At 70.7% G+C, this 18047-nt stretch carries 23 protein-coding genes; 8 read left to right on the forward strand and 15 right to left on the reverse strand.

What is annotated here, in order from left to right:
* A complete protein-coding gene (gene trpA / locus M3Q35_RS03775; RefSeq protein WP_273940189.1) occupies positions 1-777 on the forward strand; it encodes a tryptophan synthase subunit alpha in 777 nt (258 codons plus the stop codon).
* On the opposite strand, the gene M3Q35_RS03780 is transcribed toward trpA, so the two are convergent.
* From M3Q35_RS03780 to M3Q35_RS03820, 9 genes are all read right to left on the reverse strand, one after another.
* A complete protein-coding gene (locus M3Q35_RS03780; RefSeq protein ID WP_273940190.1) occupies positions 760-1365 on the reverse strand; it encodes a cupredoxin domain-containing protein in 606 nt (201 codons plus the stop codon). The two genes, trpA and M3Q35_RS03780, sit on opposite strands and share 18 nt — an antisense overlap.
* Positions 1362-1748, reverse strand: coding sequence for a hypothetical protein (locus M3Q35_RS03785; protein ID WP_273940191.1), 387 nt, complete (start codon positions 1746-1748; stop codon positions 1362-1364). The genes M3Q35_RS03780 and M3Q35_RS03785 overlap by 4 nt, the downstream gene beginning before the upstream one ends.
* 63 nt (positions 1749-1811) lie before the next feature.
* Positions 1812-2729, reverse strand: a complete 918-nt coding sequence (locus tag M3Q35_RS03790; RefSeq protein WP_273940192.1) for a cupredoxin domain-containing protein — start codon at positions 2727-2729, stop codon at positions 1812-1814.
* A gap of 24 nt (positions 2730-2753) precedes the next feature.
* Positions 2754-3695: a copper resistance D family protein gene (locus M3Q35_RS03795; RefSeq protein ID WP_337960553.1), complete on the reverse strand. Its 942-nt coding sequence runs from the start codon at positions 3693-3695 to the stop codon at positions 2754-2756.
* Positions 3650-4171 (reverse strand): hypothetical protein, encoded by a 522-nt coding sequence (locus M3Q35_RS03800; RefSeq protein WP_273940193.1) that lies wholly within the window; start codon positions 4169-4171, stop codon positions 3650-3652. The genes M3Q35_RS03795 and M3Q35_RS03800 overlap by 46 nt, the downstream gene beginning before the upstream one ends.
* Positions 4172-4288: 117 nt before the next feature.
* Positions 4289-4543: a PLD nuclease N-terminal domain-containing protein gene (locus tag M3Q35_RS03805; RefSeq protein ID WP_273940194.1), complete on the reverse strand. Its 255-nt coding sequence runs from the start codon at positions 4541-4543 to the stop codon at positions 4289-4291.
* Between the two features lies 1 nt (position 4544).
* Positions 4545-6884 (reverse strand): glycoside hydrolase family 65 protein, encoded by a 2340-nt coding sequence (locus M3Q35_RS03810; protein WP_273940195.1) that lies wholly within the window; start codon positions 6882-6884, stop codon positions 4545-4547.
* The gene (locus M3Q35_RS03815; RefSeq protein WP_273940196.1) at positions 6881-7576 is read right to left on the reverse strand and encodes a beta-phosphoglucomutase family hydrolase; all 696 of its coding nucleotides are present in this window, start codon (positions 7574-7576) and stop codon (positions 6881-6883) included. The genes M3Q35_RS03810 and M3Q35_RS03815 overlap by 4 nt, the downstream gene beginning before the upstream one ends.
* 16 nt (positions 7577-7592) lie before the next feature.
* A complete protein-coding gene (locus M3Q35_RS03820; protein ID WP_273940197.1) occupies positions 7593-7853 on the reverse strand; it encodes a DUF3040 domain-containing protein in 261 nt (86 codons plus the stop codon).
* A gap of 137 nt (positions 7854-7990) precedes the next feature.
* Here M3Q35_RS03820 and M3Q35_RS03825 point away from each other — a divergent pair, with 137 nt between their 5' ends.
* Positions 7991-8575 carry an SRPBCC family protein gene (locus M3Q35_RS03825; protein WP_337960554.1) on the forward strand — a complete coding sequence of 195 codons (585 nt, stop codon included), beginning with the start codon at positions 7991-7993 and terminating at the stop codon, positions 8573-8575.
* A 272-nt stretch (positions 8576-8847) separates the two neighbouring features.
* Here M3Q35_RS03825 and M3Q35_RS03830 read toward each other — a convergent pair whose 3' ends face one another.
* The 4 genes from M3Q35_RS03830 to M3Q35_RS03845 form a co-directional block, all read right to left on the reverse strand.
* A complete protein-coding gene (locus M3Q35_RS03830; protein WP_273940198.1) occupies positions 8848-10035 on the reverse strand; it encodes a sensor histidine kinase in 1188 nt (395 codons plus the stop codon).
* A gap of 10 nt (positions 10036-10045) precedes the next feature.
* Positions 10046-10846, reverse strand: a complete 801-nt coding sequence (locus tag M3Q35_RS03835; protein ID WP_273940199.1) for a helix-turn-helix domain-containing protein — start codon at positions 10844-10846, stop codon at positions 10046-10048.
* A gap of 10 nt (positions 10847-10856) precedes the next feature.
* The gene (locus M3Q35_RS03840) at positions 10857-11900 is read right to left on the reverse strand and encodes a hypothetical protein (protein WP_273940200.1); all 1044 of its coding nucleotides are present in this window, start codon (positions 11898-11900) and stop codon (positions 10857-10859) included.
* A 96-nt stretch (positions 11901-11996) separates the two neighbouring features.
* Entirely contained in the window at positions 11997-12737 is a 741-nt protein-coding gene (locus tag M3Q35_RS03845; RefSeq protein WP_273940201.1) for an ATP-binding protein, read from the reverse strand.
* Positions 12738-12828: 91 nt separating this feature from the next.
* On the opposite strand from M3Q35_RS03845, the gene M3Q35_RS03850 reads away from it, so the two are divergent.
* The 4 genes from M3Q35_RS03850 to M3Q35_RS03865 all read left to right on the forward strand — a co-directional run bounded on the left by M3Q35_RS03850 (position 12829) and on the right by M3Q35_RS03865 (position 16148).
* The gene (locus M3Q35_RS03850) at positions 12829-13845 is read left to right on the forward strand and encodes a glycosyltransferase (RefSeq protein WP_273940203.1); all 1017 of its coding nucleotides are present in this window, start codon (positions 12829-12831) and stop codon (positions 13843-13845) included.
* A gap of 77 nt (positions 13846-13922) precedes the next feature.
* Positions 13923-14795, forward strand: a complete 873-nt coding sequence (locus M3Q35_RS03855; RefSeq protein ID WP_273940204.1) for an NAD(P)-dependent oxidoreductase — start codon at positions 13923-13925, stop codon at positions 14793-14795.
* A complete protein-coding gene (locus M3Q35_RS03860; RefSeq protein ID WP_273940205.1) occupies positions 14792-15295 on the forward strand; it encodes a mycothiol transferase in 504 nt (167 codons plus the stop codon). The genes M3Q35_RS03855 and M3Q35_RS03860 overlap by 4 nt, the downstream gene beginning before the upstream one ends.
* A 37-nt stretch (positions 15296-15332) precedes the next feature.
* Complete coding sequence (locus M3Q35_RS03865; protein ID WP_273940206.1) at positions 15333-16148, forward strand: DUF1206 domain-containing protein; 816 nt, start codon at positions 15333-15335, stop codon at positions 16146-16148.
* A 6-nt stretch (positions 16149-16154) separates the two neighbouring features.
* Here the strand turns inward: M3Q35_RS03865 and M3Q35_RS03870 are convergent, their stop codons facing one another.
* Entirely contained in the window at positions 16155-16394 is a 240-nt protein-coding gene (locus M3Q35_RS03870; RefSeq protein ID WP_337960556.1) for a hypothetical protein, read from the reverse strand.
* Positions 16395-16701: 307 nt separating this feature from the next.
* On the opposite strand from M3Q35_RS03870, the gene M3Q35_RS03875 reads away from it, so the two are divergent.
* Entirely contained in the window at positions 16702-17010 is a 309-nt protein-coding gene (locus tag M3Q35_RS03875; protein ID WP_273940207.1) for a hypothetical protein, read from the forward strand.
* 84 nt (positions 17011-17094) lie between these two features.
* On the opposite strand, the gene ku is transcribed toward M3Q35_RS03875, so the two are convergent.
* Positions 17095-17958 (reverse strand): non-homologous end joining protein Ku, encoded by an 864-nt coding sequence (gene ku / locus M3Q35_RS03880; protein WP_273940209.1) that lies wholly within the window; start codon positions 17956-17958, stop codon positions 17095-17097.
* On the opposite strand from ku, the gene M3Q35_RS03885 reads away from it, so the two are divergent.
* Positions 17912-18040, forward strand: coding sequence for a hypothetical protein (locus M3Q35_RS03885; RefSeq protein WP_273944756.1), 129 nt, complete (start codon positions 17912-17914; stop codon positions 18038-18040). The two genes, ku and M3Q35_RS03885, sit on opposite strands and share 47 nt — an antisense overlap.
* The last annotated feature ends 7 nt before the right edge of the window (positions 18041-18047 follow it).

The raw sequence follows: 18047 nt of genomic DNA on the forward strand, positions 1-18047 counted from the left end.
ATGTTCAAGCCGAACACGAAGTCTCTCGTCGGCTATCTGCCGGCCGGTTTCCCCACGGTCGACGACGGTGTCCGGACGCTGATCGCCATGGTGGAAGCCGGGTGCGACGCGCTGGAGATCGGCCTGCCCTACACCGACCCGGTGATGGACGGCCCGGCCGTCCAGGATGCGGTGACCCGAGCCCTGGAGAACGGCACCAGGACCGAGGACGTGCTGCGCACGGTCGAGCGGGTGGCCGCGAGGACGCAGGTGCCGGTGCTGGTCATGACGTACTGGAATCCCGTTGAGCAGTACGGGATCGAGCGCTTCGCGCAGCGGCTGGCGGACGCCGGCGGGGCCGGGTGTGTGCTGCCGGACCTGCCGGTGCAGCATTCGCTGCCGTGGCGCGAAGTGGCCGGAAAGCACGGCCTGGACAGCGTTTTCATCGCCGCGCCGAGCTCGACCGACCAGCGGGTGGCCGAGATTGCCAAGGCCAGCACCGGTTTCGTGTACGCGGCGTCCACGATGGGCGTGACGGGGATGCGCTCGGAGGTCAGCGGCGCGAACCTGGTGGCCCGGATCAGGCAGGCCACCGACCTGCCGGTGCTGGTGGGACTGGGCGTCTCGAACGGCGCTCAGGCCCGTGAGATCGCCGGCTTCGCCGACGGCGTGATCGTCGGCTCGGCGATCGTGCGCCGGATGCTCGACGCGCCGGACACCGACACCGGCATCGCCGAGATCCGCGCACTGTGCGGCGAACTCGCCGCCGGGACCCACGCGCTAGTCGGCAGCCCGTGACGCGATGAGCAGCAGGCACAGCGTGGCTACGGCGGCGACCAGGCCGGCGACCAGCAACATCGGGTCCAAAGTGGACTGATCGGTCGGCGTCATCGCCTGCATCACTTGTGGGGCAGCGGTAGACGTGGTTGGTGGCGCGCTCGTCATGGTCATGGTCGTCGTGGTCCGAGGCTGGACGGCGGCGGGCGCGCCACCGGCTGTCGTGTGCCGTGCGGCAGTGGTCGTGGCCGGCCGCTGTGGCGGCGCGGTCGTGGCCGCCGGCAGCACGGTGATCTGTGCCTTCATGTCGGGGTGGATGGAGCAGATGTAGGCGTACGTGCCGGGTTGGCTGAACGTGTATGTCCAGGACTGGCCGGTGGACAGCGTCGGTGAGTGCAGCGGCACCGGCGCACTGGTCGTGGTCACGTCGTGCGGCGCCTGATCCTGGTTGGTCCAGGTGACGGTGTCGCCGACGTGCACGGTGATCGTGGCTGGGGCGAACGCGTACTGCGCCATCGTGACGGCCTGCGTCGCGGCGGTCGCCGGGGCGGGTGCCAGCACCGTCAGGAACGGCAATACCAGCAAGGCGAACAGCAGCCGGCGGGTCATCGGATGAACTCCATGGCGGCCTCGATGCGGAGTCGGCGGCGGCCGGACGCGACGGCCGTGCCGGTGGCGGCGAACACCAGCCCGTCGTCGTCCACGTGCACGACGCGGGCCGTGAGCCGGAGGGTGTGCCGTCGGTCGCGCAGGTTGAGCCAGCCGGCTATACGCAGTCGGCGCCGGCCCTCGACGACGACGGTCGCGGTGATCAGGTCGGGCAGCGTCAGTGTCGTCTCGTCGCCGACCGTCAGTTCGCCGCCGTTGGTCGGGATCCTGCGGTGCAGCAAGGGAAGCGAGGTGCGTTCGAGCACGCAGCCGGCGAGCCGGTACCCGCCGGGCGGCGGCAGGGCGGTGCGCTCGCCGACCGGCAGCACTGCGGTGTCGGGCATGGGGTCCCTTTCGGTGCGGGGCGAGGACCGCGGCGGGCCACGTTGACCGCCGGGGCCCCGCGGTCAGCAGGTCAGCTGGTTGAACACCGGTTCGAGCATGCTTTCCACCAGCACGGTGTGGGTCTTGACGTACTGGTCCACGTTCAGCAGGTCGCTGACCTGCTGGCCGAGCGACTCGTCGAGGTGGGCCGCCTTCAGGTGGGCCAGCAGCGGCGTGAGCACGTCCTTGACCGACTGGTCGGCGTCACCGTTGAGGATCGGGGCGAGCATGTTCTCGATCAGCACGGTGTGCGTCTTGATGTACTGGTCGAGGTTGAGCGCGTCGTTGACCTGCTGGCCGACGGATTCCTCCAGGTGGGCGGCCTTGAGGTGGGCGATGAACGGGGCCAGCGCCTCCTTGACCGCGCAGCCGCTGCCCGGGGTGGACGTCGGCATGGTCATGGTGGTCGTGGTGGTGGGCGGCGCCGTCGTCGTCGGCGCGGTTGTCGTGGTGGGCGGGGGAGTCGAGCCCTGGACCGTGACGCTGGCCTTCATGTCCGGGTGCACGGCGCAGTAGTACGAGTACGAGCCGGCCTTGGTGAAGGTGTAGCTGAACTTCTGGCCCTGTTGCAGGGTCGGCGACGCGAACTTCTCCGGCCCGTCGGAGACCGTCACGGTGTGCGGGGCGGTGTCCTCGTTGGTCCAGGTCACGGTGTCCCCGACGGACACGGTGAGGCTGGCCGGGGTGAACGTGTAGCTCTTGATGTCCACCGCGATCGCCGAGGACTCCGCGGACGGCGAGTACTGCGCGACGGCGGCCTTCTGCGCGTCGACAACCGATGCCGGCAGTGCGGCGGTCTGCGCGGCCGGCTGAGGGACGGCCGTGCGCTGGTTGTCGGCGTACAGCGAGGTCAGCGCGAAGACCGACCCGGCGACGGCGAGCACCGCGATCGCGGGTAGCAGCAGGCCACGCCGACGTGTGGGCAGGGGTGGTTGGTCCACAACGGTTTCCTTTCGGTGGGGACGTCAGCGGCCGGGATTGGCCGTGACGAGCACACTCGCGGCGAGCAGCACGAACACCACGAGTACGGTCTCGGCGGTGACGGAGTAGACGAACGGCCGGAGCGTGCGGGCGTCGCCGCGCAGCACGACGGCGAAGTCCAGCCGCCGGCCGACCCAGGCCTTGCTGGCCTGGGCCGCGGCCAGCACCACGGCCAGCACGCCGACCTTGATCAGCAGGATCCGGCCGTAGTCGGTGTGCAGCAAGGCATCGACCGATCCCAGCGACTGCCAGGCCAGCACCACGCCGGCCAGCACGACGGTGCCGACGCTGATCATCGCGAGCCGCGAGTAGCGCGGCACCACTCGGGCCAGCTCGTCCGGCCGCCGCCGGGGCAGCACGCCGAACAACAGCACCGCGAGCCCGCCGATCCACAGCGCCATGCCCAGCAGGTGCACCAGATCGGCGATCTCCACCAGCGCGGCCCCGGAGTCGGACGTGTGCCCGGTCAGGCCGATCGCGCGGACCAGGCCCAGCCCGACGGCGAGCGCGCCGATCCGCCACGCCGCCGATCGTGCGGCAATCTCCTTGCGCTGCAACAGGTCCGCCAGCACCACGCCGGCGAGCACCCAGAGCAGCGCGATGGCCAGCCAGACCCGGCCGAAGTCGGTGGCCAGCACCCGGGTGACCAGCGGCCAGCCGATCGGGCCGCCGCCGGCCCACACCCCCTCCAGCACGATGGTGGCGGCGGCGCCGGCGACACCGAGCAGCCAGCCGGTGGCGATCACGCGCCGGGTGGCGCGCACCGCGCTGCCGGCCGGCCACAGCAACGCGACGAAACCGCTGCCACCGAAGAAAAGCGCGATGCCGAGGTAGTCGACCAGCCGGGCGAGCACGTACCAGGACCGGGCCGCGTCGACGGTCATCGGGTGGTCGGTGTCGGCGTGGTCGTGGTGGTCGCCGGGCACGAGCCCAGCAGCGTGTCGACCAGCGGCGGCAGGCCGACGCCGGCCACCACCGGGCCGAGCAGCGGAAGCCCTTGTACGCCAGTGGTCAGCGTGTCGACGACCTGCGGCACCAGACCGGGCGTGCACGACGGCGCACTGGTCGTCGTGGTGCCGGGCGATGTCGTCGTCGGCGCTGTGGTGGTGGCCGTCGGTGTGGCCGTCCCGACCGGAACCGGTGCGATTGTCGTTGCCACGTAAGGGTTGCCGCCTTGCGGGCTGTCCCCGGAGTAGCCCGCCGGCTGATACCCGCCGCCGGCCGGCTCGCCGCTGGTGTCGGTGGTGGGCGGCGCGGCGCCGCCGGGGGTGGGCGCCGCGACCGTGCCCGTGGCGGTGTGGTGGATGCCGAGGCCGGAGGCGAATCCCAGGACCACGACCACCGAGCCGACCAGGCTCGCGGCCACCACGTGCTCGCGCCGTAAGGAGATTCGTGTCGCCACGTGTCAGCTCCCCGCTGTCGCTGTGACGCCGGTGGGCGGAGCGGGACTGCTCCGTTCGTCCGTCGGCGTGCGCGTCACAGTGGAGCAGGCGGCACATGGCGGGCAGTGACCGATCGATCACTGATCGGTAAAGGCGACCTCACCGTCGCGAAGATCGCGTTGTGCGGAAGATCGGCCCCAGCCGAAATAGGCAAGCGGGCCGATGAAGTTGACGCCGATGGCCAAGGTCCAGGCCCACTTCGGGCCGCGGACCCTGGCCGCCGGGCGGATCGCCAGATCGATCCAGGCGGCGACGGCCAGTAGCACTTGGACGATGCCGAGCGCCGCCAGTTGGCGGCGGCGATGCGGGCTCAGGTCGCCCCAGTTCAGCATCTCAGTCCTCCACGTCACGCCGCCGAGGAGCGCGGCCCGGGGGTTGCTCGCTGGGTCGCACGCGGGGAGCGGGCGGAATGGCCAGCTCCTGCACGGAGTCCAGCCGCACGGTCTGTCCATGATGGACGATCGTCAGCTCGTCCGGACCGTCCACCTCGTACCGGGCGGACGACGGCGTCACGGTCACCCGGATCCGTGAATCCCGTTGCCGCACAGTGAACTTCAGCCGGGACAGACCCGGTGGCAGCCGCGGTGCGAAACGCAGCATGCCGCCGTCCTGACGCAAACCGCCGAGCCCGTTGACCAGGGCGATCCACGCGCCGGCCAGCGAGGCGATGTGCAGGCCGTCGGCGGTGTTGTGCTCGAGGTCGGCGATGTCCATCAGCGCTGCCTCGGCCGTGTAGTCGTGGGCCAGCTGCAACTGCCCGACCTCGGCCGCCACCACGGCCTGCACACACGCCGACAGCGACGAGTCCCGTACGGTGATCCGCTCGTAGTAGTCGAAGTCGCGGGCCTTCTGCTCCGGCGTGAACTCCTCCGGGCACTGCATGATGGCCAGCACCAGGTCGGCCTGCTTGACCACCTGCTTGCGGTAGATGTCGAAGTACGGGTGGTGCAGCAGCAGCGGGTACTCGGACCGGGCGAAGTCCCATTCCTGGTGCCGGGTGAAGCCGTCGGACTGCGGATGCACGCCCAGCGCCTCGTCGTACGGCACCAGCACCGCCTTGGCGGCGTCGTGCCAGGCCGCGGCCTCCTCCTCGCCGACGCCCAGCTCACGGGCCCGGTCGGGGAAGCGGTGCACGTACTCGTAGGCGGCCATCAGGTTCTTCTTGGCCATCAGGTTCGTGTACACGTTGTTGTCGGCAATGGCGCTGTACTCGTCAGGACCGGTCACGCCGTCGATGCAGAACCGGCCCTCGCTGTTGTGGTGGCCGAGTGACCGCCACAGCCGCGCGGTCTCGACCAGCAGCGCGATGCCGGCGGCCGCGGCGAACTCCTCGTCACCGCTGGCGCTCACGTAGCGCGTGACGGCGGCGGCGATGGCGGCGTTGAGGTGGAACGCGGCGGTGCCGGCCGGCCAGTAGCCCGAGCACTCCAAGCCGGTGATCGTCCGCCACGGGAAGGCGGCGCCGTCGAATCCCAGCTGCGCGGCGCGGTCCTGGGCCAGCGGGATGGTGTCGTGCCGCCACCACAGGGCATGCGCGACCGCTTCCGGGTACGTGTAGGTCAGCACCGGCAGCACCAGCATCTCGGTGTCCCAGAACGCGTGCCCGTCGTAGCCGGGGCCGGTCAGCCCCTTGGCCGCGATGGCCCGCCGCTCGCCCCGCGCGGCCGCCTGGAGCACGTGGAACAGGGCGAACCGGACCGCCTGTTGCACCTCGGCGTCGCCGTCCACCTCCACGTCGGCGTCGCGCCAGAACCGGTCCAGGAACTCCTTCTGCTCGGCCACCAGGCCGTCCCAGCCGGTCACCTTGGCCGCGGCCAGCGCCGCCTCGACCTGGTCCCGCAGCGCCGGCACGGACCGGGTGCTGGACCAGCCGTAGGCCACGAACTTGGCGAAACCGAGCTTCTGCCCCGGTTCCAGCCGGTTGCCCACGGAGAACCGGGCCAGATCGGGTTCGACCTCGGTGCGGCAGGGCAGCTCGTCCTCACCGGACACGGTGTGGTCCATCGCCGCCGCCACGCCCAGCCCGCTGTGCTCAACCCGGTGCACCAGAACGGCTTTCGTGCCGTGGGCGGCGTGCATCACGGCGGCCAGCGGCCGGGCCAGCACGGCCGAGGACCGCGGGTCGTCGGACTGCGCCGGCTGCTCCTCGTTGGCGATCAGCTCCGACTGGATCACCACGCGGACCGTCTTGTCGACCGCCTCCACCTCGTAGCCGATCGCCGCGACGGCCCGCTGCGTGAACGACACCAGCCGGGTCGAACGGACCTTGACCGCCTTGCCGGCCGGCGACACCCAGTGGATCTCCCGCGTGAGCAGCCCGGTGCGGAAGTCCAGAGTGCGCTCGTGGCTGACCAGGGTGCCGTAGCGCAGGTCCAGCGGCTCGTCGTCGACCAGCAGCCGGATCACCTTGCCGTTGGTCACGTTGATGACCGTCTGGCTGTCCTCGGGATTGCCGTAGCCGCGCTCGGCATAGGGCAGCGGACGCACCTCGTGCACCCCGTTGAGGTAGCTGCCGGGCAGCGCGTGCGGCTCACCCTCGTCGAGGTTGCCGCGCCAGCCGATGTGGCCGTTGGACAGCGCGAACAGCGACTCGGCCTGGGCCAGCAGGTCCAGGTTGAGCGTGCACTCACGTAGTCGCCACGGCTCGACGGAGAAGTCGGGGTTGGGGATCACAGCAGGTCCGCCAGGTCCTTGACGACGTGGTCGGCCCCGTGCCGGCGCAGCGCGTCGGCCTGCCCGACCCGGTCGACGCCGACCACGAAGCCGAACTTGCCGGCGTGCCCGGCCTCGACCCCGGCCAGCGCGTCCTCGAACACGACCGCCTCGGACGGCTCGACGCCCAGCTCCTTGGCCGCGGCGAGGAACGTGTCGGGGGCCGGCTTGCCCTTCAGCCGGCGCACGGCCGCCACGATGCCGTCCACCTCGGCCTGGAAGTAGCCGTCGAGACCGGCGGCGACCAGCACCTCGCGCGTGTTGGCGCTGGAGGAGACCACGGCCCGCGACAGGCCGGCGGCCACCGCCGCGTCCAGGTACTGGCGGGAGCCCTGGTACGCCTCGACGCCGTCGCGGCGGATCAGCTCCTGCACCAGGTCGTTCTTGTGGTCGCCGATGCGGCGGACCAGGTCCTCGTCGAAGGGGATGCCGCGCGCCTGGAGGAAGCTGCGCACCCCGTCGGCCCGCGGCTTGCCGTCCACGTACTCGTCGTAGTCCACGACCGGGTCGAACGGCTCGTAGGGATCGCCCCGGGAGGCCAGGAACTCGTCGAACGCCTGCTGCCACGCCTTCGCGTGCACCACGGCGGTTTTCGTCAGCACGCCGTCCATGTCGAACAGCAGCGCCCTGGTGGAATCCGGGACACCGAGCACTCGGTTGTCACTCCCCTCAGCCGCGCCTGCGGGTCCGGTGCCGGAACAGCAGCGTGCCGCACACGGCCGCCATCACGAATCCCCAGATGGCGAGCGTGCCGCTGGCACACACGCAGCCCAGCGCGAACAAGGCAGCACCGAGAATACCCGTCGCGAGCACGATCCACCGATGACGCACCACCCAGTTCAGGGTCAGCCGGCTGGCCAGGCGCGGATCCTCGTTGCGTAGCCGTCGTTCGATCTCCTCCAGTTGGCGACGCTCGTTCTGACTCAACATCGACCGCTCCACTTCACCGCCGGCCCGACCGCACGGGCCACCCCCGCGTGGGTACCGCGTCCGGCACCGGCGAAAACGCGTGCGATTGAGCGACGCCGACCCGGGTACCCGAACCGTGAAGAGAGGAGCAGACAGCGATGACCACCATCGAGAAGAGCATCGATGTGCTGGTGCCGGTGCGCACCGCCTACAACCAGTGGACGCAGTTCGAGTCGTTCCCCTACTTCATGGAAGGCGTGGAACGCGTCATCCAGGTTGACGACCGGACCACGCACTGGGAGACCACCGTCGCCGGCGCACACCGCGAGTTCGACGCGGAGATCACCGAGCAGCACCCGGACGAGCGGGTCGCCTGGCACACCACCGAGGGTCCCTCGCACGGCGGCGTGGTGACCTTCCACCGGCTCGACGAGCACTCCACGCGGGTCAGCCTGCAGATGGAATACGAGCCCGACACCCTGGCCGAGAAGGCCGGTGCGGCGCTGGGCATCGTCGGCGGCCGGGTCAGCGGCGACCTCCAGCGCTTCAAGGAGTACATCGAGCAGCAGGGGCACGAGACCGGCGCGTGGCGCGGCAACATCGACGCCCCGCCGCAGTCCCCGATGCCGCATCCGCCGGCCCGCGACGACGCCGCCGCCGGACGTGACGACCCGGCCGATGTCGAGGCCCGGCCGATCTACCCGGGCATTCCCGGCCCTGGCCTGCCGAGGATGCAGCCATGACCGTGCCCCCCATCGACCCCGAGCCCCAGCCGGACGAGAACCGCCCCGTCGGTGACCCCGGCCGGGGCACGGTTCAGGGCCGGTGGCGCCGGACGACCCGGACGCACCGGAGGAACTGGAGGACCCGGTTCCGCTGGATCCCGAGGACTACCGCTAGTTGTGTCAGGAAGGGCCCCTTACTGACGTTGAACGCCAGGATTCGTCCCTTGATCTTGGCGGCGGTGTCAGGAAGGGGTCCTTCCTGACGTTCAACGCGAGGATCGGTCCCTTGATCATGGGGCGGGTAGCACGATGCGGGCCACGGTGGGGCCGCCGGGTGGGCTGGTGATGTCCAGGCGGCCGTCGAAGACGGCGATGCGCCGCCGGAGACCGCTGAGCCCGCCGGCTTCGACCACGCCGCCGCGACCGTCGTCCGCCACCTCGATGACGATCGCGGCGGCTTGCCGGGTCAGGGAAATCCGGGCCTGCGTGGCCTGGGCGTGCTTGCCGACGTTGGCCAGCAGCTCGGCTATGGCGAAGTACAGTGCGGACTCGATGGGCGGGTCGAGCCGGGGGAGCGAAGCGTCCACGAGTGTCTCAAGTGGACTGTCGAGGGCCAGTGCCCGGACGGCGTCGACGAGGCCGCGCTCGGTCAGCAGCGGCGGGCTGATTCCCTTTACGAGGTCACGAAGTTCGGTCAGCGACGCGGCCGCGCCGGCCCGGGCCTCGCGGAGCAGTTCGACGGCCTGGTCGGGATTGGTCTGCAACAACCGCTCGGCGGTCGCCAGTGACATGCCGAGGGCGACGAGCCGCGCCTGCGCGCCATCGTGCAGATCCCGTTCGATGCGGCGGATCTCCGAGGCCTGGGCGACCGTGGTGTCGGCCCGCTGCGTCTCCAGTTCCTTGACCCGGACGCTGAGCGGCCGCAGCAGGCGAACGATCATCGGCTCGGCGACCCGCCACACGAACGGCGACGCGACGACCGTGATGATCACGCCGACCGGGACGTTGATCAGCACCGCGACGGCGATACCGGCCAGCGGTACAGCCGCGACCAGGCCGACCGTGACCGGGGCGACCAGCACGAACCGCAGGTCACGCCAGCCGGCCGGATCCCGGAACCAGGTCCGCAGCCGCAGCTCCCGCCGGGCGTCCCGGGCCGACCGTGAGTAGGAATAGCCGTTCCACCAGTAGCCGGTGGACAGCTCGGTGACAGCGGGAAGCGGCCGATAGCCGTCCGGAATCTCGACCTGCGACCAGCGCAGGACCAGCGCGCGGAACATCCGGCACACCGGACGGGCCAGCAACGCCGTGCCGATGGCCGCCCACACGAACGGCGCGATCCACGACCACGCAGTGCCGCCCCACCACTGCCAGATCCCCACCGCGGCGGCCCAGACCGCCGGCACCAGCATGCTGACCGCGAAAACGACGCACGCCCGTGCGAACCCCAGCCCGGTGTCCACCACCCACTTCCGCATGGCGTCCGCTTCAGACCCGTTCGCCGGCAACCAGCCGTTGCACCGCGTCGGCGCTGGCCGTACCGGCCTCGGCGTGGAACACCACCAGCGTCAGCGCGGTGTTGGCGATGGGCAATTTCTCGCTGTGCAGGTCCAGCGGGCCGGCGATGGGGTGCGCGAACCGGACCATGTGCCCGGCGCGGGCCCGCACGTCGTGCCGCGCCCACAGCTCCCGGAACCGCTCGCTGCCGGCCGACAGCTCCTCGACCAGCGCCACCAGGTCCGGATCGTCCAGGTCGGCGCCGAACGAGGCCCGCAGGATGCCGACACCGTCCGTCACGGTCTCGTCCCAGTCCAGCCGGAACTCCCGCTCGGCCGGGTCGAGGAAGACCGTCCGCATCAGGTTCACACCGACCGCGTAGCACGGGCCGAGGGCGGTGGCCGCGCGGTTGGCCGCGACGACGGTGGTCAGCCGGTCCTGGACATACGCAGGCGTCGCCGGCCAGCTGTCGATCAGGTGCAGGATGCTCGCCGGGACCTGCTCGCTGCGTCGGGGCGTTATCGGCCGGGCCAGTTCGTGCAGATAGGCCGTGGCCTGTGGGTCCAGCCGCAGCACGGTCGCCAGCGCGTCCAGCACCTGTCCGGACGGATGCTGGTCGCGGCCCTGCTCGAGGCGCATGTAGTAGTCGCTGCTGATGCCGGCCAGCAGCGCCAGCTCCTCCCGGCGCAGCCCCTGCACCCGCCGCCGTCCGCCGCCCGCGGGCAGGCCGACATCGGCCGGCCGGACCTGCTCACGCCGGGCCCGCAGGTAGTCGCCGAGACGGTTCGTCACGTTCGCCAGTCTAGAACCCGGCCGCGCGGTAGGCGGCGAAGTCCAGCGGCGGGGCCACGTCGACCTGGTCGCACTGCGGGGTGTTCTCCCGGGTCTTGGGCCACTGGGTCAGGTACAGGATCCGCCGGCCGCTGTCCTTGCTGCCCTTGGCGAACCCGTCCGCGGCCACCGGGTCGTTGTAGAACGACTCGCCGACGATCACCGGCTGCGTGGCGTAGCCCTGCCGGCGCAGCTGCCGGTCGTCGCCGACGAACTGGTTGTACTCGTCGCCGTAGATGTGCAGGTCGAACACCGGCGGCGGAGTGCTGCCGTAGACCTTGGCCACATTGGGGATCTGGCCGGGATCGTTGCTGTTGACCGAGAAGCCGACCGTGTCGGCGGTGCCGTACCTGGCCGTGTAGTCCCGCCACAGCTGCTGGTCGTAGCGGACCACGATGCTCTGGCCGGTGGACGGCGTCAGCTCGTTGCCCAGGTCGATCCGGTACGGCAGCCTGGCCGCGGTGACGAGGTCGTGCACCTTCTGGATGAGCTGCCAGTTCTCGTCGTACAGGTCCTGCCGCCATGACCCCCAGTCGCTGGGATTGCTGGGGTACTGGGAGTTGAACGCCACTGTCACCTCGGCGAAGCCGGCGGTCTTCACGGTGGCCAGCAGGTCGGTGAAGTTCTTCAGGTCGGCCGGCGAGAGCGTGCCGCCGGTGGAGTCCATCACCGCGCCGCCGCCCGGGCCGTGGTGGTGGAAGACGCCGATGGTCAGCCGGTCCTGGCCGGCCTTGCGCATCTGGCCGAGCTGGAGGCGGATCATGTCCGGGGCCCGGGAGAAGCCGCTGATGACGTTGTACGGCTCGCGGTAGCAGCCGTTGAGGTAGTAGAAGTCGTAGTTGGAGCCGCCGGCCGAGGGTGGCGTCACGGCGTCCGGCGCGGCGGCGAGCGGCGCGGGATCGGCCGGCAGCGGTGCGGTGGCCGGCAGGGGCTGGTCGGCGCCGGCTCGCACGACCGGGGCCGCGACGGTCGCGACCAGCAGCACGGACAGGGACAGGATGCGGCCGATTCGCATGGGCGACCTCCTCCGCGGGTCCCACCAGCGTCGCACCACCGTCCCAAGTGGACCGATGAAGATCGGTCCAATCCACTCGTACGGGTGATTGTCGGCTCAAGCACCGTCGGCGAGCACGGCCCAGACGACCTTGCCGCCGGCCCAGGTCGGGGCGTATCCCCAGGCCCGGGCGATGACGTCGACGATGAACACGCCGCGGCCGCCGGTCGGCGCGGTGCCGACCAGGCGGCGTCGCGGCGGCGCCGGGGCGTCGTCGCGGACGGCGATCGTGAGGACTCCACGGGACAGGTCCAACCGCAGCCCGGCCGCGGAATGCCCGTGCCGGACGGCGTTCTCCACGAGCTCGGACGCGATCAGACAGGCGTCCTCGCGTAAACCGTCGATCTGCCACGCGTCACAGGTGTCGTCGACGAAGCGCCTGGCCTCGGCCGCGCTGTCGACCGCGGCCGGCAACTGCACCGAGGCCTGTTGGTGCTCGGGCACCGTGCCCAGCGCCCGGACGGCCTCGGCGACACCGGCGAAGGTCGGCACCACGCGGTCCAAAGCCGTGTGCCGCAACAACTCTCGTACCGGACCGGGCGGAACGGCCAGCGCCAGCAGGATGCCGGGCCACTCGGCCGCGCGCCGGGCCAGCGTGCCGAAGGCGTTCAGCGCGACCGGCGCGCCGATGGTCACGTCGTCGAGTTCGACGACCAGGCCGGAGGGCTGGTCGGCGAGGCATTTGAGCAGCGCCGTGCGCAGCTGATCGACCGTGCGCAGACCGATCTCACCGGAGACCCGGGCGATCGTCGCGTGTCCCCGGTGGGTGACGTCGACCGTGAGCGTGGAACCTGTCATGTCGGACACGGACTACCCGGCGTGCAGCGCCATACACCTGTCCGTTGAGGACCGAGGTTTTGGCTCGGCCCGGATCGGAAAGCCTGCGAAGGTGAGAATTGCGATGGTCGGCGAGCCCTCGCGGCCGCTCACCGCGCTCACCTCGGCGCTGGCCGCCCAGGGGCACCAGGTGAGTCACGAGGAAGTCGTGCCCGGTCACGGCGAGGTCGACGCCGGGCTGGTCGAGCGGCTGCGGGAGAGCTGGCGGGCGGAGCCGCCCGAGGTGGTGCACGCCCATTCGTGGCTGTCGGGCATGGCCTCGGCGCTGGCCGTCGGTGACCGGTCGATCGCCAAGGTGCTGACCGTGCCGACCACCGTGAGCTTCGACCCGGAGGTGCAGCGGCTGGAGCGGCTGGTGTGCCGACGGGTCGACCGGGTGCTGGCCGCGGGTGGTGCTCAGGTTCGGCGGCTGGCGGCGCTCGGCGTGCCGCGCGGCCAGATCACCGTGGTGCCGCACGGGGTCGATCATCAGCAGTTCACTCCGGACGGTCCGGCGGCGGCCAGGGGACAGCGCTTTCGGCTGCTCGGCGTCGGGGACATCGCGGTCTACCACCGGTTCGACCTGATCGTCAGCGTGCTGGCCGCGCTCAACGACGTCGAGTTCGTCATCGCCGGCGGCCCGGTGCACGGCAATGCCGAGGCGGAGCGGTTGATCCGCTGTGCCCGGCACTACGGCGTCGAGGACCGGGTGCGGCTGCTGGGTCCGGTCGAGGACATGGCGGCGCTGTACCGGTCGGCCGACATCGTCACGTGCACGCCGGCCCGCAGCACGTTCGCCACCATCGCGCTGGAGGCGATGGCCAGCGGCGTGCCGGTGATCGCCTCGGCGGTCGGCGGGCTGACCGACACCGTGGTGCACGAGGTGACCGGGCTGCTCGTGCCGCCGCTGCGGCCGGCCGACCTGCTGCGTGCGATTCGCCACATGCTGGGTGATCCGGCGCTGCGCGAGGCTTTCGGCGCGGCCGGCCGTGATCGCGCGTGTGCCCGCTATTCCTGGGAAAGGGTGGCCGCCGACACCTCACGGGCCTACGCTCGCGCCGCGTACGGCATCGCGCCGGCCCTGGGTTGATCTCGTCCGGTTGATCTTGCCCGGGCCGTTGACGCTGCGGTAAAGCTTTACCGCAGCGTGGGAGAGGAGTCGTGGTCGTGACCAAGGCAGTGACGGTGCTCGGGACCGGGCTGATGGGGGCCGGCATGGCCCGCAGCCTGCTCCGGGCCGGCCTGGACGTGACGGTGTGGAACCGCAGTGCGGACAAGGCCCGCCCGCTGGCCGCCGACGGCGCGACCGTGGCCGAGGATCCGGTGGCCGCGGTGGCCGGCGCCGATGTCGTGGTGACCATGCTTTTCGACGCCGAATCCGTCGGCGCGGTGATGACCGAGGCCATCGGCGCGATGAAGTCCGAGGCCGTGTGGGCGCAATGCGCGACCGTCGGTCTCGACGGCGTGGAAGCGCTTGCCTCGTTGGCGGCCAAGCACAATGTGCCGTACGTGGACGCCCCGGTGCTGGGCAGCCGGCAGCCGGCCGAGGACGGCAAACTGATCGTGTTGGCCGGTGGCGACTCGGGCTTGCAGGACGCGCTCGCGCCCGTGTTCGACGCGATCGGCACGCGCACGCTGTGGGTCGGGCCGCGAGCGGGTGACGGGCACCGGCTCAAGCTGGCCGCCAACTCGTGGGTGCTGTCCCTGACCGCCGGCACCGCGCAGGCCCTCGCGCTGACCCGCAATCTTGGGCTGGACCCGCAGCTGTTCCTGGACCTGATCGCCGGCGGCGGTCTGGACAACGGGTATGCGCAGCTCAAGGGCCGAGCGATGATCGCAGGCGAGTTCCCGGCCGCGTTCAGCCTCGACGGGGCGGTCAAGGACGCCGGGCTGATCGCCGCCGCGCTGCGGTCGGCCGGGGCCGACGACCGGCTGATGACCGCCATCCGGTCGCAGTACGAGAGCGCCGCGGCCGCCGGACACGGCGACAGCGACATGTCCGCCGTCTTCGTCACGCACGGTCAGGAGGACGCCCAGTGAACATCGCCGAGCTGCTCACCGACGGCTTCGGCCGGGTCCACGGCGTCGTGCACGAGGTGGTGGACGGGCTCAACGCCGACCAACTGGCGTGGCGTGTGACGCCCGAGGCCAACTCCATCGCGTGGCTGGTGTGGCACCTCACGCGCGTGCAGGACGACCACGTGTCCGAGGTTGCCGGCGTGCCGCAGGCGTGGACGGCCGAAGGCTGGGCCGAGCGCTTCTCGCTGCCGTTCGACGAGGACGCCACCGGTTACGGCCACGACTCCGACGACGTCGCCGCCGTGCGCGTCTCCGCGGATCTGCTCGCCGGCTACTTCGACGCCGTCTACGCGCGGACCATCGCCTACGTCGCCAAGCTCGGCGACGCCGACCTCGACCAGGTCGTCGACCGCCGCTGGGATCCTCCGGTCACGCTCGGTGTGCGTCTGGTCAGCGTGGTCGACGACGACATCCAGCACGCCGGCCAGGCCGCGTTCGTCCGCGGCGTCCTGCCTGGTTGACGTTTCGTCCCGGCCGCGTCAAGGGAATCCCCGCGGCATGGGAAGAGCGACACAAGAGGCGAAACAGGCGGAGACCAGCCGGCCGGTGCAGATCATCGGCCGGCTCGGCATGGGCGGGTACGGCGTGGTGCACCTGATGGTCGCGTGGCTGGCCGCCCAGATCGCGTTCGGCGGCGGTGGCGAGGCCGACCAGAAGGGCGCGGTGTCGACCATCGCCGCGCAGCCGTTCGGCGAGGTGCTGTTATGGATCCTGGCCGTGTTGCTGGTCGGCTTCGGCCTGTGGCAGCTGCTCGCCGCCGCCGTCGGGTACCGGTGGATGCAGGACGAGAAGAAGCGATTACGGCGTCGGCTCGGCGTTGCCGGACGTGGCATCGTGGTGCTCGGGCTCGCGACGTACGCGATCAAGCTGACCGTCTCCGGCGGGGGCAGCTCCGGCAACCAGGGGGAGCAGGACGCCACCGCCAAGCTGCTCGGCCTACCCGCCGGGCCCGCGTTGGTGATCGCCGTCGCCGTGGTGGTCCTGATTTCCGCCGGCATCATCGCCTATCGCGGGGCGTCGCGGAAGTTCCTCGAGGACCTCGACCTGACCAGGCTGCCGTCCAAGACCGGCCGCGTCGTCGAGTTGCTCGGCGTCGTCGGCTACATCGCCAAGGGTGTTTCCTACGGCGTGATCGGCGTGCTCACCGCCATCGCCGCGATCACCGCCGACCCGTCCAAGACCGGCGGCCTGGACAAGGCGTTGCACACCATGGCCGGCCAGCCCTTCGGCGTCGTGCTGCTGATCGCCGTCGCCCTCGGCTTTGCCGCTTTCGGCCTCTACTGCTTCGGCGACGCCCGCTGCCGCCGAATGTGAGCCTCTTTACGCCACGTTGTCGTGCCGGATCTCGTCGGCCGGCACCGAGACGCAGTCACAGCCGCCGTCCACCGCGCTGCAGTCCACGATCGCCAGGTGGCGCGTCTCCTCGTGGCTCTCGCACAGCAGTTCCGTGCACTCGACGAACTCGGTGGTGTGCACGATCAGCGTGCCGTGGCAGTGGTCCAGACCCCGAGTGCAGTTGACGCACTCCATTGTTGTGCCCTCCGTGCGATTGACCCTCACGGCCTTTCTTGCTACCACCGCGAGGCCGCAGAGTCTCGCACAACCGCCCGGCGTGTCGTCCCCGGGGCCGGTCGGTGCTCGATGGTGAGGCGGTGTATGGCGGTGGGTGGGTGGGGCATCCGACGCGCCCGCCGCGTGGGGCCGGATCGAGCAGCCCCCGAATCAATCCAACCAGACCGCCCTGACAACCTCGGCCGAGCGGATCCCGGTTGATCTTGAACGAAGAGCCCCTCCCAGGTTCGCCGAGTAGGCTCGATTCGGGGCTGCTCATTCCAGCCCGGCTCGCCGAGCAGCCCGGAGGAAGCTGGTGGACCCGAGCTCGTACGTTCCGCCGGGGCTTCTCACCCCGGCCGACGGTCGGAAGTGGGCGGAAAGGCACTGGTTGAACGTGCCGGGCCCGTTCTACACCGGGCAGACCGACAACTGTTGGTGCGCTCGACTGCACGCCCCACGTCACGTGCTCTACGGCGGCGACTTCTACAACGAGTTCGTCTACCGGCAGCCCCGGACTCGTGACGAGGTCGCCAGCCTGGTGACGGCGGCGGAGCAGGACCCCTTCGACGGCTACGCCTGCGATGGGGACGAGCGCTGGACGCCGGAGGCCGTCGCCGGCTGATTCGCCACATGCGCTTCCTATGTGGCACCAGGGCGCAAGTGGGAAGCGCATGTGGCGAATCCGGGGTGAGCCCGGAACCTACCGTCAAGCGCTGCGGGTGGGGCGGCGTTTGGCGGGCGGCTTCTTCTCGACGGCAGCGGGTTTCTTGGCGGCGGGCTTGCGCGACGACGAAGGGCGGCTGGCGGCCTTGACGCTGGCCTGCAAGGCACTGATGAGGTCGACGACCTCGGCGGTCTGCTCGACGCCGGGCGGGGTGGTGACCTCCTCGCCCTCGATCTTGGCGTCGATCAGGTTCTCCAACGCCTGCCGGTAGCTGTCCTGGTAGCGGTCGGGCTCGAAGACGGGCTCGGCCAACGAGTCGATGAGCTGACCGGCCATGGTCAGCTCCTGCTCCCGCACCTGCGGCGAATCCTGTTGCAGGAAGGCGAAATCGGGCGTACGGACCTCGTCGGGCCACAGCATGGTTGACATGGTGAGCACGTCGTTGTGCACCCGCAGCACGGCAAGGACCTCGCGCTGGCGCAGGGCGACCTTGGCGATGGCGACGTGCCCGGACTTGTGCAGGGCGTCGCGCAGCAGCACGTAAGGCTTGACGGCGGACTTCTGCGGCTCGAGGTAGTAGGCCTTGTCGAAGAACAGCGGATCGATGGCGGCCAGCGGCACGAACTCGAGCACGTCGATGGTCTTCTGGGTGGGCAGCGGCAGGCTGGACAGCTCGGTGTCGGTGAGCACGACCATGCGCCCGTCCTCGAGCTCGTACCCCTTGGCGATCTCGGCGTACGGCACCTCGGCGTCCTCGACCGAACACCAGCGCTTGTACTGGATCCGCCCGCCGTCGGCCTCGTGCACCTGCCGCAGCTGGACGCCCTTGTTCTCGGTCGCCGCGTACAGGTTGATCGGGATGGCGACCAGTCCGAAGGCCACCGTCCCCTTCCACATCGCCCGCATGGTGCACACCCTCCGGCCGCTGACCAGGGCTGACGACCTGTTCTCCATGGTGAGCGAGATCGGGGCGATGCGCCAGGTGTGACGGTTTG

It is taken from the genome of Kutzneria chonburiensis (assembly GCF_028622115.1).
Classification (GTDB): Bacteria; Actinomycetota; Actinomycetes; order Mycobacteriales; family Pseudonocardiaceae; genus Kutzneria; species Kutzneria chonburiensis.